Here is a 13428-nt window from a genome sequence, read left to right as displayed (position 1 = left end):
AGAAGCTGCCGAGGCGATCGGCAGCTTCTAGCCAATTGCCGGTTCCATGGACGCAATAGCGCGTGGCCCGCTCGAGCTGGAACGCCGCAGCCATTATCCTTGCCGAAAATACCTTCCTGAAGCATTCTGCGCGCTCAAGCCTCTTGGGGATCAACGGGAGAGAACGTTGTGACAGAGTGTGCCATGCCAGCCGCATCGATGATTAGACGCGCGCGCCGATCCGACGCTAGAGCCTTGTCCAGCTTCGCAGCGCGACTATTCCGAGACACCTACGACAGCAGCACGGAAGCGTCCGATCTCGAATCCTATATCGGCAAGAATTTCAGCGCGGAACGCCAGGAGGACGAGATCGCCGACCCCTCAGCCGCCGTTTTTGTCGCGATGGCCGATGATCTGATCATTGGATATGCGCATGTCGTCGCGCGCTCGGGCGATGGACGCTCTGCTCGTCTCAATCGAATTTACGTCGACGCCGAGTGGAGGGGGAGCGGATTGGCCAGCGGTCTTCTCGACGCCGTTGTCGGCGAGGCCGGGCAGCGTGGCGCAACGCATTTGGAACTGACGGTATTCGAACGGAACAGCCGAGCCTTGGCGTTCTACAAGCGGGCCGGATTTGCTGCGATAGGCAGCACCACATTCATGGTTGGCGAGGACCCGCAGACTGACGTGGTGATGCAATTGGACTTGAGCAAGCAGCTTAACGGTGGTTCAGCCTGAGAAAGAAAAGCCGCTGGATCGCTCCAGCGGCTTGTCGACATCTGCAGTGTCGGCGGATCAGCCTTCCGGCGGCGCCTCGATCATGCCGAGCGCGTGCAGGTAGGTGTCGAGGATCGCTTCCTCTTCCATACGCTCCTGCTCGTCCTTCTTGCGCAGTGCCACGACCTTCTTCAGGATCTTGGTATCGAAGCCCATTCCCTTGGCTTCGCCGTAGACGTCCTTGATGTCGTCGGCGATGGTCTTCTTTTCTTCTTCCAGGCGTTCAATGCGCTCGATGAAAGCGCGAAGCTGATCGCGGGCGACGCCATGAGCATCAGACATCGTGTTCTCCTGATTGGATGATCAATTTTTGGATGCCAGTGACTGCCGCGAAAGCGGCGTCCCGGTCAAGCCTGTTCGCGGCCGCCTGAGCTATTTGTGTGGGTTGTTCAGTTCAAAAGCAGCCTTTTGCACAGGCGAGGCCTCGTTCTGGTGGAGTTTTTTCCAGTCCTCGTAAGGCATGCCGTAGACCATCTCGCGTGATTCGTCCCTGCTGATCGCGACGTCTTCGGCCTCGGCGGCTTCGCGGTACCAGTTCGACAGGCAGTTGCGGCAGAAGCCGGCCAGATTCATCAGGTCGATGTTCTGGACGTCGCTGCGTTCACGAAGATGTGCGACGAGACGGCGAAAGGCGGCGGCCTCGAATTCGGTCTGCTGTTCCTTGCTGAGCGCTGTCATCTCGCTTCCTTTCGATCAATAGGGGCCGGTGCGCGACAGGTGCACGTCATATGCGTGCAAGGCGGGATCGGCATTCATCGCCGCAAAGATCGGCGCCAGGCGCTCAGCCCATGCCGATATGCCGGCCTCGTCCGAGATCAGGTCCTGGCGCACCTCGAGCAGCGCGTGCGGAATGCCTGTGATCATGCAGTGACGGTACATGGTATCGCCCTTCAGCGCGCCGTCATAGGGTTCATTGTCGCCGACGACGAGATCAGGATCGGCGCGCAGCATGTCGAGCAAAGGGCCGACGGCGCGCCGGTCGCTATCCCAGAGGACCGCAGCGTGCCAGGGGCGGGGGACGCTCTTCCAGGCCGGCGTGAAGGAATGCAGCGACAACACCAGCGGCGCCCGGCCGGTGGCGTTCGCCACCTTGTCGATCGTTTCGGCCACGGCGCCGTGATAGGGGCGATGGAAGGTTTCGATGCGGTAATCCCATTCCTGCGGGGTGATCGGATGGTTGCCTGATATGACGGCGCCGTCTGATATTTTCATGATCAGCGTCGGATCGTCCTCGCCGCGGTTCGGGTCGATCAGCAGCCGCGAGAAGCCGCCGAGCACGGCGGGCACGCCGAGCCTTTCCGAAAGCTGTCGCGTCAGCCCCTCGATGCCGATGTCATAGGCGATGTGGCGGGTGAAGGCCTGTTCCGGCAGGCCGAGCCTTTCATATCGGGCGGGAAGACGGTTCATCGCGTGATCGGCGAGGATCACCATGCCTTTGTCATGTTTTCCGGATAGGATTTCGAAGGATTGGAAGTCGTCCATGAAGGAATTGCCGTTCGTCATTGCGCAGTCGGGCTCAGTGATCGCATGTGCCTGCGGCAGGTTCAAGCGCGGCGGCGGCGTGAGGCGGATATGAACCGTCAGCGAACAGTGTTATGAAAGGAAATATAATCGATTAGCATTGCGTTGACTTTCGCCTGATGGCGGCGCAAGAAGACACGGATACGAATAACCGTGGAGCTATTTGGGAGCCGTGTTGATCCAAGCCGCGCCAAGTTTCCTCACGCGGTCCGGGCCGCTGGTCCGTCTCGCTTTGTTCGCTCTTGCAGCCGCCATGCCGTTCTTCATCGCAGATGCTGCGCGCGCGGATTTCCGCGTCTGCAACGGAACGCAGAATCTCGTCGGCGTCGCGATCGGATACCGGGCCAAGGACGGCTGGATAACGGAAGGCTGGTGGCAGGTGCCGGCCACCACCTGCGCCACGCTGATCGAGGGAGAGTTGCAGTCGCGCTATTATTACCTCTACGCAGAGGACGCCGCCCGGGGAGGACGATGGACGGGTGACGTGCAGATGTGCGTGGCGGAAAACGAATTCAAGATCACGGGCGTGCAGGATTGTTATGCCCGGGGTTACCAGAAGATGGGATTCAAGGAATACGATACGGGCCGCCAGGGTAGCTGGATGGTTCAACTCTCCGACACCCCAGGGACGCAAGAAAGCCAGAATTGATGAAGCGTAATCGCAAAATTAAAATCCTCGCCACCCTCGGGCCCGCCTCCTCCGAGGAATCGATGATCGAGAAGCTGCACCAGGCCGGTGCCGATGTCTTCCGCATCAATATGAGCCATGCGAGCCACGACCTGATGCGTACGCTCATCCAGCGCATCCGCTCGGTCGAAGCGCGCTCCGGCCGGCCGATTGGCATTCTGGCCGACCTGCAGGGACCGAAACTGCGCGTCGGCAAATTCGCCGACAGCAAGGTCGATCTGAAACCCGGCCAGACCTTTACGCTCGACAACAACGAAGCGCTCGGCGACGCCACGCGCGTCTATCTGCCGCATCCCGAGATCCTGGAATCGGTGCAGCCGGGCCATCGCCTGCTGATCGACGACGGCAAGCTCGCGCTGCGTGCCGAAAAGTGCGACGGCAAGAGCATCGTCACCACCGTCATTTCGGGCACGCGCATCTCCGACCGCAAGGGCGTCAGCCTTCCCGACACCCTGCTCGGCGTCGGCGCGCTGACGGACAAGGACCGTGCCGACCTCGACGCCGTGCTCGCCACCGACGATGTTGACTGGGTGGCGCTTTCCTTCGTCCAGCGTCCCGACGACCTTGCCGAAGTCCGCAAGATCGCCCGCGGCCGCGTCGGCCTGATGTCGAAGATCGAAAAGCCGCAGGCTCTCGAGCGCATCGAAGAGATCATTGAGCTTTCCGACGCCTTGATGGTCGCCCGCGGTGATCTCGGCGTCGAAATGCCGCTCGAATCCGTTCCCGGTATCCAGAAGCAGCTGATCCGCGCCTGCCGCCGTTCGGGCAAGCCGGTGGTCGTCGCCACGCAGATGCTGGAATCGATGATCTCCGCGCCGGTGCCGACACGTGCCGAAGTCTCCGACGTTGCCACCGCCGTCTTCGAAGGTGCTGACGCCGTCATGCTCTCGGCTGAATCGGCCTCGGGGGACTATCCCGTCGAGGCCGTCGCGACCATGGCCTCGATTGCCAGCGCCATCGAGCGCGAGCCGCATTATCCCGGCATCATCTATGCCCAGCGTGCCCAGCCGGAAGCGACCGGCGCCGATGCGATCTCCCTCGCCGCCCGCCAGATTGCCGAGACGCTGAAGCTGTCGGCGATCGTCTGCTACACTTCGTCGGGCACAACGGGCCTTCGCGCCTCGCGCGAACGCCCGCAGGTTCCGATCCTGGCGCTGTCGCCGATCATCAAGACGGCGCGCCGCCTTGCCATCGTCTGGGGCCTGCATTGCGTCGTCACTCATGATGCGACCGATCTCGACGACATGGTCAACCGCGCCTGCCGCATCGTCGCGGACGAAGGCTTCGGCAAGCCGGGCGACCGCATCATCATCTCGGCCGGTGTGCCGCTCGGCACGCCCGGCGCCACCAATATGATCCGCATCGCCTATATCGGTTCCGACGGCCAGAGCGGCATCTGATTCGACCGCATCCCTTGGGAAGCCCGCTGCCTGAAGAGGCGGCGGGCTTTTTTGTTCATGGGATCGGCATTGCCAGGAACTGCGGAGCGTGCAAGTTTCGATTCCCAGATCAAAGAAATAGAGCACGAGACCGAAAACCGCTCACACTTTTCGGTATCGTGCTCCGGTTGGGAGGGGCATATGGATATCGTCACGCTTCTGGCTTTTGCAGCCGTTTCCTTCGTCGGCATCGCCACACCGGGGCCGACGGTGCTGCTGGCGCTGACCAACGGTTCGCGGCATGGCCTGCGCCGGGCGGTTGCCGGCATGATCGGCGCGGTGCTTTCCGATTTCGTGCTGATTGGCGCCGTGGCGATCGGGCTCGGCGCGCTGCTTGCGGCATCGGAATTCTGGTTCTCGATGCTGAAATGGGCCGGCGCTGCCTATCTCGCCTTTCTCGGCATCATGCTGCTGCGCTCGAAGGGCACGATCGATGCGGCGCTGAACGCCGGTGCGTCGGTGGGCGCGAGATCGACCTTTTCGATCGGGCTCAAGAGCTTCATGGTGGCGGCGACGAACCCGAAAGGTTATCTGTTCTTCTCGGCCTTCCTGCCGCAGTTCATCGATCCGACCCAACCGCAGGCGAGGCAATATGCGCTGCTCGCGCTCGTCTTTGCCGCGCTCGATTTCATCATCATGTTCGGCTACGCCTTCTTCGGCTCGCAGGCGGTGCGCTTCCTGAAGACGTCGGGCGCCTTGTGGCTGGAACGGGCCTGCGGCGGCGCGCTGCTGGCGCTTGCCGGCTCGCTCGCCTTCTATCGCCGCGCGACCGCCTGAGCTCAGAATCAAGGCAGGGACAGATGGCCGACGCGATAGGCCTGCATGCGCTCGTCGATTTCGGGCATATCTTTCCATAGCCTGAAGCGCACTCGCGTCCATGTCGTCGGTTCGAAACCGGAGACGAAGGCGAGCGCTCTGCCTGTCGCGAGATCGGCTTCGGCCTCAGCGCTCTCGGCATGACGGATCTCGGCGAGCGGCGCGTAGGCCTCCGTTCGCAGAATAGTGCAGGTCGCGAACCTGGCCGCAGCGATCTCGGGCGAGATATCAGCCCGCCAGACGATCCAGGTTCTGACCTGCGGCCAGCCGAAGGCGCCGGTGAGCGCTTGGAATCCGGGACTGCAGAGAAAGTCGCTTGCCCCTTCCGGCTTTTGCCAGAGATAGAAGGGCGCATAGAGATTGTCGCGGCTGCCGAATTCGTTCCTGCGGGCGCTGAGATAGGCCTTGAAGCCGAGATTGGGGAAGCCGTCGAGGAGCGGTCCCTTGTCGCGGATGCGGCGGTCGATGATCGACATGTCGTAATCGGCGGGCAGTGTGAAGCCGTATTGCATGGCGATCATGGCCGTCTCTCCACATGATCCAGCCATTCGACGGCGCTGCCGTTTTCACTAGGCTGGATGCTGACATAGCTGAACGGGCTGTCATTGGCCGCGCCATGCCAGTGGCGCTCGCCGGGTGCGAACCAAACCGCGTCGCCGGCTCGCAAGTTTTCGACGGGACCGCCCTCGTTCTGCGCAAGTCCCCGTCCCGAAAGCACATAGAGCAACTGGCCCTTGGGGTGCGTATGCCAGCGGGTGATCGTGCCGGGATCGAGCGTGGCGCGCATTGCAGTGTTCTCGCCGTCGCCGCCTTCGAGCAGCATCTCCACCCAAAAGGGCGCCGTTGCCACGCCCTCCGGCGAGCGGACCGCCTTGCCGGGATGGCTCACGGTCATCGTCTTCGGGTTCGAAGGGCTCATTGCCGGCCTCCGACCGCCTGAAGCCGCCAATCCGGATCGGTCATCTGGGCGATGCCGTTGCCGAAGGACCAGTCATCAGGCGCGCTGGTGCTGATGACGATCATGACGTCTTCCGGCCGGAGGCCCGGCGAGACCGCCAGGAGATCGGTGAGCCGCCGATAGAGCGCCGCCTTCATCTCTGCCGGGCGAGGTCTGCCTATGGTGATCGAGATGTAGACGAAATCGTCGGAGCGCGGGCCGGCGAGATAGCTGCGGTCGAAGATCAGCTCGTTCTCGTCATGCTGGTGGATGGCCTGGAAGCGATCGTTTTCGGGAACGTCGAAAGTCTCGACCAGGGCGCGCTGGATATTGTCGGCGAGGGCCACAAGATAGTCCGGCGACTTGCCTTTGCGAAGAGAAATGCGAACGAAGGGCATCGGGATCTCCATGTTCTAGCCGTTCACCGGCCTTGACAATGAAACCATTGCACAGCACGATAATGCTGAAAATCAGAATTTTGTGGATAGACGATCCTGAAAATCAGGACTGTGTGATGCGACGGACGATCTTCGACCTCGATGTGCTTCGAACTTTTTCCACCGGCATGGAGCTCGGCAATTTTGCCAAGGCCGCAGAAAAGCTCGGGCGGTCGACCTCCGCGGTCAGCGCACAGTTGAAGAAGCTGGAGGAGCAGGCCGGCACACCAATCTTCCGCAAGGCGGGGCGTGGGCTGACGCTGACCGATGCCGGCGAGACGATGCTTGGCTATGCCAGACGGCTGCTGGAACTCAACGATGAGGCGGCGGCGGCCGTGCACAGCGTCGAACTGGAGGGCTGGGTGCGGCTCGGCCTGCAGGAGGATTTCGGCGAGACCCTGCTGCCCGAAGTGCTCGGCCGTTTCGCGCGCGCCCATCCGAAGGTGCGCATCGAGGCGCGGGTGGTGCGCAATGCCGAACTGCTCGAACGCGTGACCTCGGGCAAGCTCGATCTGGCGCTCGCCTGGAGCGATGGCACGTTGACGGCGCATTGCGAGACGATCGGCGAGGTGCCGATGCGCTGGATCGGGCCTGCCGAGGGCCCCGGCTGGCACGCCGCAAGTGGCGAACCGATGCCGCTCGCCTCGCTGGAGGCGCCGTGCCTGCTGCGCAGTGCCGCGACCCGGGCACTTGATGAGGCAGGCATTTCCTGGCGGCTCGCTTTCGTCAGTCCCAGCCTCGGCGGCCTCTGGGCCGCGACGGCCGCAGGCCTCGGTCTCACCATCCGCACGCCGATCGGCCTGCCGGCGAAGGTCCGGCCGCTGGAACCCGAGGCTATCGGCTTGCCTGATCTGCCGAAGCTCGGCCTGGTCCTGCATCGGGCGGAAGCCGAACCGCAGCCGGCCGCAGCGCGTCTCGCCGCGCTCGTGCTGCAATCGGTGCAGGGCGCCGTGCGAGAGGCAAGTTGATTCCCGGCATTGACCCTTCGGACGCATGCCTATAGCCTCGAAGCACTATGACGATGCTCACTCTCAATATCGCTTCGGTCTTCTTCTTGAGCCGCTAACGGCGCTGCCTTCGGGCGTATGGAAGACGCGGCCGCATCCAGCCTTCACGGCTGGTGTATTGCCGTGGACTGTAACCACCTGCATCCGGCCAAAGAAGAGCCCCGCAGGTTTGGCAATAGAGAGATATTTTCATGACATCAGCTGTTTATCCGCCGGCGCTGAGCGCTGTGCAGATCGAGCAATTCATCGAGAATGGTTTCGTCAGGATCGATGATGCGTTTTCCAGCACACTGGTCGAAGAAGCCCGCGCCATCATGTGGCGCGACATTCCCTTTGATGCGAATGATCCAAAGACCTGGACGCAGCCGGTCGTGCGGCTTGCCGGCTATGGCGGTGGGCCTTTCGAGAAGGCCGTGAATACACCCGTTCTGCATTCCGCTTTCGACCAGCTCGTTGGCGCCGGGCGCTGGGAGCCGCGCAATGGGCTCGGCAGTTTTCCAGTCCGCTTTCCCCATCCCGATGATCCGGGCGATGCCGGTTGGCATGTCGATGTGAGCTTTCCCGGCGAGCATTCCGATCCGAATGAGCAACGGGACTTTTCCGCCTGGCGAGTGAACATCACCTCGCGCGGACGGGCGCTCCTGATGCTCTTTCTATTCTCGGATGTCGGGCAGGAGGATGCACCGACCCGCATCCGCGTCGGTTCGCACAAGGATATCGCACGCCTGCTGGCACCGGCGGGCGAGGCGGGAATGGCGCATCTCTGGCTGGAGCATGTGGGGGAGGACCGACCGGTGGCGTTGGCGACAGGTCCGGCAGGCACGGTATATCTATGCCATCCGTTCCTCATCCATGCAGCGCAGATGCACCGCGGCACGGAGCCGCGCTTCATGGCGCAGCCAGGCCTTGCGCCTTCCGAACCTCTTCGGCTCGAACGGGAGGACGGCGCCTATTCGCCGGTCGAGATCGCAATCCGCCGGGCACTTCAGCGGTAGCGAACAGAAAGCACCCGGCCGTCGCAGGCCGGGTGCTTACATCTGCTGGGCGTTGCGGCGGATGGCCTGCGGCGGCTGGCCGAAAGCGCGCAGGAAGGCGCGGCGCATGCGCTCGCGGTCGGCAAAGCCGGTCTCATCGGCGACGACGTCGATCGGATGGCGGCTCTGCTCCATCATCAGCCGGGCGGCTTCGAGTCTCAGATTTTCCACGGCCTTGGCAGGCGACTGCCCGGTTTCGGCGCGGAAGGCCCGGCTGAACTGGCGGGGGCTGAGATGGGCGGCCTCCGCCAGTTCTTCGACCGAAAGCTGCGATTTCAGATTGCCGCGGGCAAAGTCGAGCGCCTTCTGGATACGGTCGGATTTCGGCTCCAGCTCCAGCAGCGCGGAAAATTGCGACTGGCCGCCGGACCGGCGGTGATAGACGACAAGCATTCGGGCCACGGCGCGGGCGACCTCGATGCCGTGGTCCTTCTCGACCATGGCGAGTGCCAGGTCGATCCCGGCCGTCATGCCGGCCGATGTCCAGACCGAACCGTCGATGATGAAGATGCGGTCCTCTTCCACCTTGATCTTTGGATAACGCGCCTTCATTTCGCGGGCGAGACACCAGTGTGTCGTCGCGCGCCGGCCGTCGAGAATGCCGGCTTCGGCGAGGAAGAAGGTGCCGGTGCAAATCGAAGCGACGCGGCGAGAGGCGCCGAGAGCCGCGCGAACGAAGTCGCTTTCACCGGGGCTTGGCAACGCAATGCCGGGCGCGCCGGTGACGATCAGCGTATCGAATCCGGGATCACCGAAGGGTTCGGTCTCGATCGTCATGCCGAGCGAGGTGCACAGCGAGCCGCCGGCTTCCGAGAGGTAGCAGATGTCGTAAACCTTCTCGCGAAAATGCAGATTGGTGAATTCGAAGGCCGACACGGCGGCCAGGCCCATGATCTGGAAGCCGGGGTAGAGCAGGAAAGCGACGGTCTGCATAGCTAAGCTCCAATGTCCTAAAAGGTGGTATATATGACATTCAGGACGCTTACAATCAGGAGTATGACTCTCTTCAGGCGCAGGGCAGAGGCCGGCGTAATTGAAGGAGATGGATCATGACACAGGAATACAAGGGTACTGCGCTTGTCACCGGCGCATCCTCGGGCATCGGCGCAGTCTATGCGCACAGGCTGGCCAAGCAGGGTTACGACCTGATCATCGTCGCCCGCAACGGCGAGCGGCTGAAGGCCCTGGCGAGTGGGCTGACCGAGGAGACGGGCAGGACGGTCGAGACCGTCGTGGCCGACCTTGGCAACGCGGCTGACCTCGCCCGTGTCGAAGCCGTGCTGAAGCAGGACCGGAGCATCACGCTTCTGGTCAACAATGCCGGCGTCGGCGGAACGGCGCCGCTGCTCGCCGCCGATGTCGACAAGATGCAGAAGATGATCGACCTCAACGTCACGGCGCTGATGCGGCTGACCTATGCCGCCGTTCCCGGTTTCGTTGCCCGCGGCGGCGGCACGATCATCAACATTGCTTCCATCGTCGCGATCGCGCCCGAGCGCCTGAACGGCGTCTACGGCGCCACGAAAGCCTTCGTGCTCGCCTTCAGCCAGTCGCTGAAGCATGAACTGACGGAAAAGAACATCCGAATCCAGGCCGTGCTGCCTGGCGCCACGGCGACGGAATTCTGGGGCATTGCCGGCACGCCGATCGAGCATCTGCCGAACGAGATCGTGATGTCGGCGGAAGACATGGTCGATGCATCGCTCGCCGGCCTTGAGCAGGGTGAATTCGCAACCATTCCGGCGCTTGAAGATGCCGGCTTGCTTTCGGCCTACGAGCAGGCGCGCCAGGCATTGATGCCGAACCTGTCTCGCAGCACGCCGGCCAAACGTTATGAGCTGGCATGACGGTTTGCCGGCGAAGACCATCCGCGGCATATGCTGCGGATGGCGGGAGCACTTCTCTCAACCGAAGCGTTCCAGGGCGGTGGTGAAAATATCGGGATCGACATTGCCGCCCGAGGTGACGGCGACGATTGTGTCGCTTTCCAGATCCTTGCCATGGAAGAGGGCGGCGGCAAGCGCCACTGCAGCACCAGGCTCGACGACGATCTTCAGCCTGACGAAAGCGAGCGCCATGGCGCGAAGCGCTTCCTCGTCGGTAACGACGATGCCGGCGCCGGCGAGGCGCTTCAGGATTGGAAAGGTGATATTGCCAGGCTGCGGCGTGAGGATCGCGTCGCAGATCGAACCCGACATCGAGGCGTTGCGTTCGATCCTGCCGGAGGCGAGCGAGCGGGTGGTATCGTCGAAGTCCCTGGGCTCACAGGGCCGAACGCGGAAGCCGGGGGCGCTGGCTTCGAGGGCGAGTGCGATGCCCGAGGTCAGTCCGCCGCCGCCGCAGGGAACCAGGACCTCCGCAGAAGTAACGCCTTCCTCTTCGGCCTGTTCGGAGATTTCGAGGCCGGTCGTGCCCTGGCCGGCAATGACCAGCGGCTCGTCGAAAGGTTTGATCAGCGTCAGGCCGCGTTCTGCCGAAAGCCTTGCGCCGATCTCGTCGCGATCCTCGTTGGCGCGGTCGTAAAGCACGACTTCGGCGCCGAAGGCGAGGGTATTGGCGATCTTCAGCTTCGGCGCATCGCTCGGCATGATGATGACGGAGGGCACCCCGTGCAGCTTGGCGGCAAGGGCAACGCCCTGGGCATGGTTGCCGGAGGAAAAGGCGATGACGCCTCGCATGCGCACGGCCGGATCGAGGCCGGAGACCGCGGACCAGCCGCCGCGGAACTTGAACGAACCGGAATGCTGCAGGCATTCCGCCTTCACGAACAGGCGCCGGCCGGCGATTTCGTTCAGGAAGGGGGAAGAGAGAAGCGGTGTGCGGCGTGCGTGACCGCGCAGGCGGGCGCGGGCGGCAACGATCATTTCAATGCTGGCCATTCGGGAATCGTCCTGCTTGCGGAATTCAATCATGCATAGGGCGGGGCAAGCTGTTTGTGAACGGCGACTTTGTCACCGTGACACGAATGGTGTTACGCCCGTTGCCGGCGTTAATAGCCGTTGGCAGAACCTTCCGCCGCACGGCTGTCCATGGCGCCATTATAGCGGGCGCCGCCGCCCTTTTCGATGGCGGCGAGGCTCTTGCCGCCAACGAGGATGCCGGCCGCCCGGCCCCAGGCCGGCGCGTCATTGCCGCCGTCGAAGCTGTAGCCCATGGCTGCGAGCGTCTTTTCCGTGTCCGGCGAAAGCGCGTAGGGCTCGAGATAGATCTTGTCGGGCTGCCATTGGTGGTGGAAACGCGGGGCATTGACCGCCTGGCTGATATCCATGCCGAAATCGACGACATTGAGGATCGCCTCCAGCGTGATGGTGATGATGCGCGAACCTCCGGGGCTGCCGATCACCATGAAGGGCTTGCCGTCGCGGGTGACGATCGTCGGGCTCATTGAGGAGAGCGGGGTCTTCTTCGGCGCGATGGCGTTCGCCTCACCCTGCACGAGGCCATAGAGGTTCGGCACGCCAGGCTTGGAGGTGAAATCGTCCATCTCGTTGTTGAGCAGCACGCCGGTGCCCGGCGCCACGACGGCCGCGCCGAAAGAGCCGTTCAGCGTATAGGTGACGGCAACGGCATTACCCTCGTCGTCGATGATCGAATAGTGCGTCGTCTCGGTGCTTTCCTTGCCGCCGAGCGGCTTCAGGTTTGCCGAGGTGCCGGCCTTGTAGGGGTCGATCTTCGCTGCGATCTCTTTGGCATAGGCCTTGTCGAGCAGTTTTTCGACCGGGTTCTTGACGAAATCGGGATCGCCGAGCGCAGCGTTGCGGTCGACATAGGCGTAGCGCATCGCCTCGACCATGACGTGGACCGTTTCGGCCGAGTTGTAGCCGAGATAGGAGAGCGGGTATCCCTCCAGAACATTGAGGATCTCGCAGATGATGACGCCTCCGGAGGAGGGTGGCGGCGACGAGATGATGTCGTAGCCGCGGTAATTACACTCGATCGGCTTCAGTTCGCGCACCGCATATTGCTCGAAGTCCTCCTTGGCGAGGATGCCGCCCTTGGCCTGGCTGGCCTTGACGATCGCCTCGGCGGGCGCGGCCTTGTAGAAGGCGTCGGGGCCTTTTTCGGAGATGGCTGAAAGCACCGCGGCAAGATCCGGCTGCTCAAGTTTCTCGCCGGATAGATAGGGTTTGCCATCCGGCTTCAGAAAGATCTTTGCCGCTTCTTCATCCTTGGCGAGACGCTTGGCGCTCTCGGCGAAACTGGCGGCGTCGCCCTGTTCCAGCGTGAAGCCCTCCTTGGCGAAGTGGAGCGCCGGTGCGATCAGGTCCTGACGGGATTTGGTGCCATATTTTTCGCGCGCAGTCTCAAAGCCCATGACGGAGCCCGGCACACCGACGGCGAGATAACCGTCGAGGCTGGCGCGCGGCACGATATCGCCCTTGGCATCGAGATACATGGTTTTCGTCGCGGCGAGCGGCGCGCGTTCGCGGAAATCGAAAAAGGTCTTCGTGCCGTCTTTCAGGCGGATGGTCATGAAGCCGCCGCCGCCGAGATTGCCGGCCGAGGGATAGACGACCGCCAGCGCATAACCGACAGCGACCGCCGCATCGACCGCATTGCCGCCGCCCTTCAGCACCTCGACGCCGACATCGGTCGCCAGGTGCTGAGCCGTGACGACCATGCCGTGCTCGGCCTCAACAGGCGCCGGCGAAGCAGCGAAGGCCGAAGTCAGGCTCAGCGACAGTGCTGCAATGACGGAGATCGTCCCGATATGCAGGCGGCCCATGATTTCCCCTCCTATGGACAATGATGGAAAACATATGGGGCCGCGTGAGCCCGAGGCAATGCAAAGG

General features: G+C 62.9%; 16 protein-coding genes. 7 read left to right on the top strand and 9 right to left on the bottom strand.

Features of this window, described 5'->3' with window-relative positions:
• Positions 1–234: 234 nt before the first annotated feature.
• Positions 235–717, top strand: a complete 483-nt coding sequence (locus EFB14_RS16430; protein ID WP_245438250.1) for a GNAT family N-acetyltransferase — start codon at positions 235–237, stop codon at positions 715–717.
• 57 nt (positions 718–774) lie between these two features.
• Here EFB14_RS16430 and EFB14_RS16425 read toward each other — a convergent pair whose 3' ends face one another.
• The 3 genes from EFB14_RS16425 to EFB14_RS16415 all read right to left on the bottom strand — a co-directional run bounded on the left by EFB14_RS16425 (position 775) and on the right by EFB14_RS16415 (position 2238).
• Positions 775–1038, bottom strand: coding sequence for a DUF2312 domain-containing protein (locus EFB14_RS16425; protein WP_008533181.1), 264 nt, complete (start codon positions 1036–1038; stop codon positions 775–777).
• Between the two features lie 90 nt (positions 1039–1128).
• Positions 1129–1434 carry a DUF1244 domain-containing protein gene (locus tag EFB14_RS16420; protein ID WP_126827094.1) on the bottom strand — a complete coding sequence of 102 codons (306 nt, stop codon included), beginning with the start codon at positions 1432–1434 and terminating at the stop codon, positions 1129–1131.
• 15 nt (positions 1435–1449) lie between these two features.
• Positions 1450–2238, bottom strand: coding sequence for an N-formylglutamate amidohydrolase (locus EFB14_RS16415; RefSeq protein ID WP_126827410.1), 789 nt, complete (start codon positions 2236–2238; stop codon positions 1450–1452).
• A gap of 202 nt (positions 2239–2440) precedes the next feature.
• Here EFB14_RS16415 and EFB14_RS16410 point away from each other — a divergent pair, with 202 nt between their 5' ends.
• The 3 genes from EFB14_RS16410 (at position 2441) to EFB14_RS16400 (ending at position 5181) form a co-directional block, all read left to right on the top strand.
• Positions 2441–2926 (top strand): DUF1036 domain-containing protein, encoded by a 486-nt coding sequence (locus EFB14_RS16410; RefSeq protein ID WP_088683157.1) that lies wholly within the window; start codon positions 2441–2443, stop codon positions 2924–2926.
• Positions 2926–4365, top strand: a complete 1440-nt coding sequence (gene pyk, locus EFB14_RS16405; protein WP_126827091.1) for a pyruvate kinase — start codon at positions 2926–2928, stop codon at positions 4363–4365. The genes EFB14_RS16410 and pyk overlap by 1 nt, the downstream gene beginning before the upstream one ends.
• Before the next feature lie 180 nt (positions 4366–4545).
• Positions 4546–5181, top strand: a complete 636-nt coding sequence (locus EFB14_RS16400) for a LysE family translocator (protein WP_126827088.1) — start codon at positions 4546–4548, stop codon at positions 5179–5181.
• A gap of 8 nt (positions 5182–5189) precedes the next feature.
• On the opposite strand, the gene EFB14_RS16395 is transcribed toward EFB14_RS16400, so the two are convergent.
• Genes EFB14_RS16395 through EFB14_RS16385 form a run of 3 tightly spaced genes read right to left on the bottom strand, consistent with a single transcriptional unit; the run spans position 5190 to position 6555 of the window.
• Positions 5190–5741 (bottom strand): DUF4865 family protein, encoded by a 552-nt coding sequence (locus EFB14_RS16395; RefSeq protein ID WP_126827085.1) that lies wholly within the window; start codon positions 5739–5741, stop codon positions 5190–5192.
• Complete coding sequence (locus tag EFB14_RS16390) at positions 5738–6139, bottom strand: cupin domain-containing protein (RefSeq protein ID WP_126827082.1); 402 nt, start codon at positions 6137–6139, stop codon at positions 5738–5740. Before EFB14_RS16390 ends, EFB14_RS16395 begins: the two co-directional genes overlap by 4 nt.
• A complete protein-coding gene (locus EFB14_RS16385) occupies positions 6136–6555 on the bottom strand; it encodes a tautomerase family protein (RefSeq protein WP_126827079.1) in 420 nt (139 codons plus the stop codon). Before EFB14_RS16385 ends, EFB14_RS16390 begins: the two co-directional genes overlap by 4 nt.
• Positions 6556–6671: 116 nt before the next feature.
• On the opposite strand from EFB14_RS16385, the gene EFB14_RS16380 reads away from it, so the two are divergent.
• Positions 6672–7562 carry a LysR substrate-binding domain-containing protein gene (locus EFB14_RS16380; RefSeq protein WP_126827076.1) on the top strand — a complete coding sequence of 297 codons (891 nt, stop codon included), beginning with the start codon at positions 6672–6674 and terminating at the stop codon, positions 7560–7562.
• A gap of 230 nt (positions 7563–7792) precedes the next feature.
• The gene (locus EFB14_RS16375; RefSeq protein ID WP_126827073.1) at positions 7793–8596 is read left to right on the top strand and encodes a phytanoyl-CoA dioxygenase family protein; all 804 of its coding nucleotides are present in this window, start codon (positions 7793–7795) and stop codon (positions 8594–8596) included.
• 36 nt (positions 8597–8632) lie between these two features.
• Here EFB14_RS16375 and EFB14_RS16370 read toward each other — a convergent pair whose 3' ends face one another.
• Positions 8633–9568, bottom strand: coding sequence for a GlxA family transcriptional regulator (locus EFB14_RS16370; protein WP_126827070.1), 936 nt, complete (start codon positions 9566–9568; stop codon positions 8633–8635).
• A gap of 116 nt (positions 9569–9684) precedes the next feature.
• Between EFB14_RS16370 and EFB14_RS16365 the strand changes: the two genes are divergently transcribed.
• On the top strand, positions 9685–10482 hold the full coding sequence (locus EFB14_RS16365; protein WP_126827068.1) for an SDR family NAD(P)-dependent oxidoreductase: 798 nt from the start codon (positions 9685–9687) through the stop codon (positions 10480–10482).
• 57 nt (positions 10483–10539) lie between these two features.
• On the opposite strand, the gene EFB14_RS16360 is transcribed toward EFB14_RS16365, so the two are convergent.
• A complete protein-coding gene (locus EFB14_RS16360) occupies positions 10540–11514 on the bottom strand; it encodes a threonine ammonia-lyase (RefSeq protein ID WP_126827065.1) in 975 nt (324 codons plus the stop codon).
• A gap of 110 nt (positions 11515–11624) precedes the next feature.
• Entirely contained in the window at positions 11625–13361 is a 1737-nt protein-coding gene (gene ggt / locus EFB14_RS16355) for a gamma-glutamyltransferase (protein WP_126827061.1), read from the bottom strand.
• Positions 13362–13428 lie beyond the last annotated feature (67 nt).

This window comes from Rhizobium fabae, assembly GCF_003985135.1.
GTDB lineage: Bacteria > Pseudomonadota > Alphaproteobacteria > Rhizobiales > Rhizobiaceae > Rhizobium > Rhizobium pisi.
Note: the sequence above shows the minus strand (reverse complement) of the source record. Positions and strands in the feature narration are given on the sequence as shown.

Bases quoted from the DNA above. Each gene is read 5' to 3' on its own strand.
- EFB14_RS16395 (WP_126827085.1), bottom strand. From the start codon at position 5,741: ATGATCGCCATGCAATACGGCTTCACACTGCCCGCCGATTACGACATG.
- EFB14_RS16380 (WP_126827076.1), top strand. From the start codon at position 6,672: ATGCGACGGACGATCTTCGACCTCGATGTGCTTCGAACTTTTTCCACC.
- EFB14_RS16365 (WP_126827068.1), top strand. From the start codon at position 9,685: ATGACACAGGAATACAAGGGTACTGCGCTTGTCACCGGCGCATCCTCG.
- EFB14_RS16370 (WP_126827070.1), bottom strand. From the start codon at position 9,568: ATGCAGACCGTCGCTTTCCTGCTCTACCCCGGCTTCCAGATCATGGGC.
- EFB14_RS16385 (WP_126827079.1), bottom strand. From the start codon at position 6,555: ATGCCCTTCGTTCGCATTTCTCTTCGCAAAGGCAAGTCGCCGGACTAT.
- ggt (WP_126827061.1), bottom strand. From the start codon at position 13,361: ATGGGCCGCCTGCATATCGGGACGATCTCCGTCATTGCAGCACTGTCG.
- EFB14_RS16415 (WP_126827410.1), bottom strand. From the start codon at position 2,238: ATGGACGACTTCCAATCCTTCGAAATCCTATCCGGAAAACATGACAAA.
- pyk (WP_126827091.1), top strand. From the start codon at position 2,926: ATGAAGCGTAATCGCAAAATTAAAATCCTCGCCACCCTCGGGCCCGCC.
- EFB14_RS16425 (WP_008533181.1), bottom strand. From the start codon at position 1,038: ATGTCTGATGCTCATGGCGTCGCCCGCGATCAGCTTCGCGCTTTCATC.
- EFB14_RS16420 (WP_126827094.1), bottom strand. From the start codon at position 1,434: ATGACAGCGCTCAGCAAGGAACAGCAGACCGAATTCGAGGCCGCCGCC.
- EFB14_RS16400 (WP_126827088.1), top strand. From the start codon at position 4,546: ATGGATATCGTCACGCTTCTGGCTTTTGCAGCCGTTTCCTTCGTCGGC.
- EFB14_RS16390 (WP_126827082.1), bottom strand. From the start codon at position 6,139: ATGAGCCCTTCGAACCCGAAGACGATGACCGTGAGCCATCCCGGCAAG.
- EFB14_RS16375 (WP_126827073.1), top strand. From the start codon at position 7,793: ATGACATCAGCTGTTTATCCGCCGGCGCTGAGCGCTGTGCAGATCGAG.
- EFB14_RS16360 (WP_126827065.1), bottom strand. From the start codon at position 11,514: ATGGCCAGCATTGAAATGATCGTTGCCGCCCGCGCCCGCCTGCGCGGT.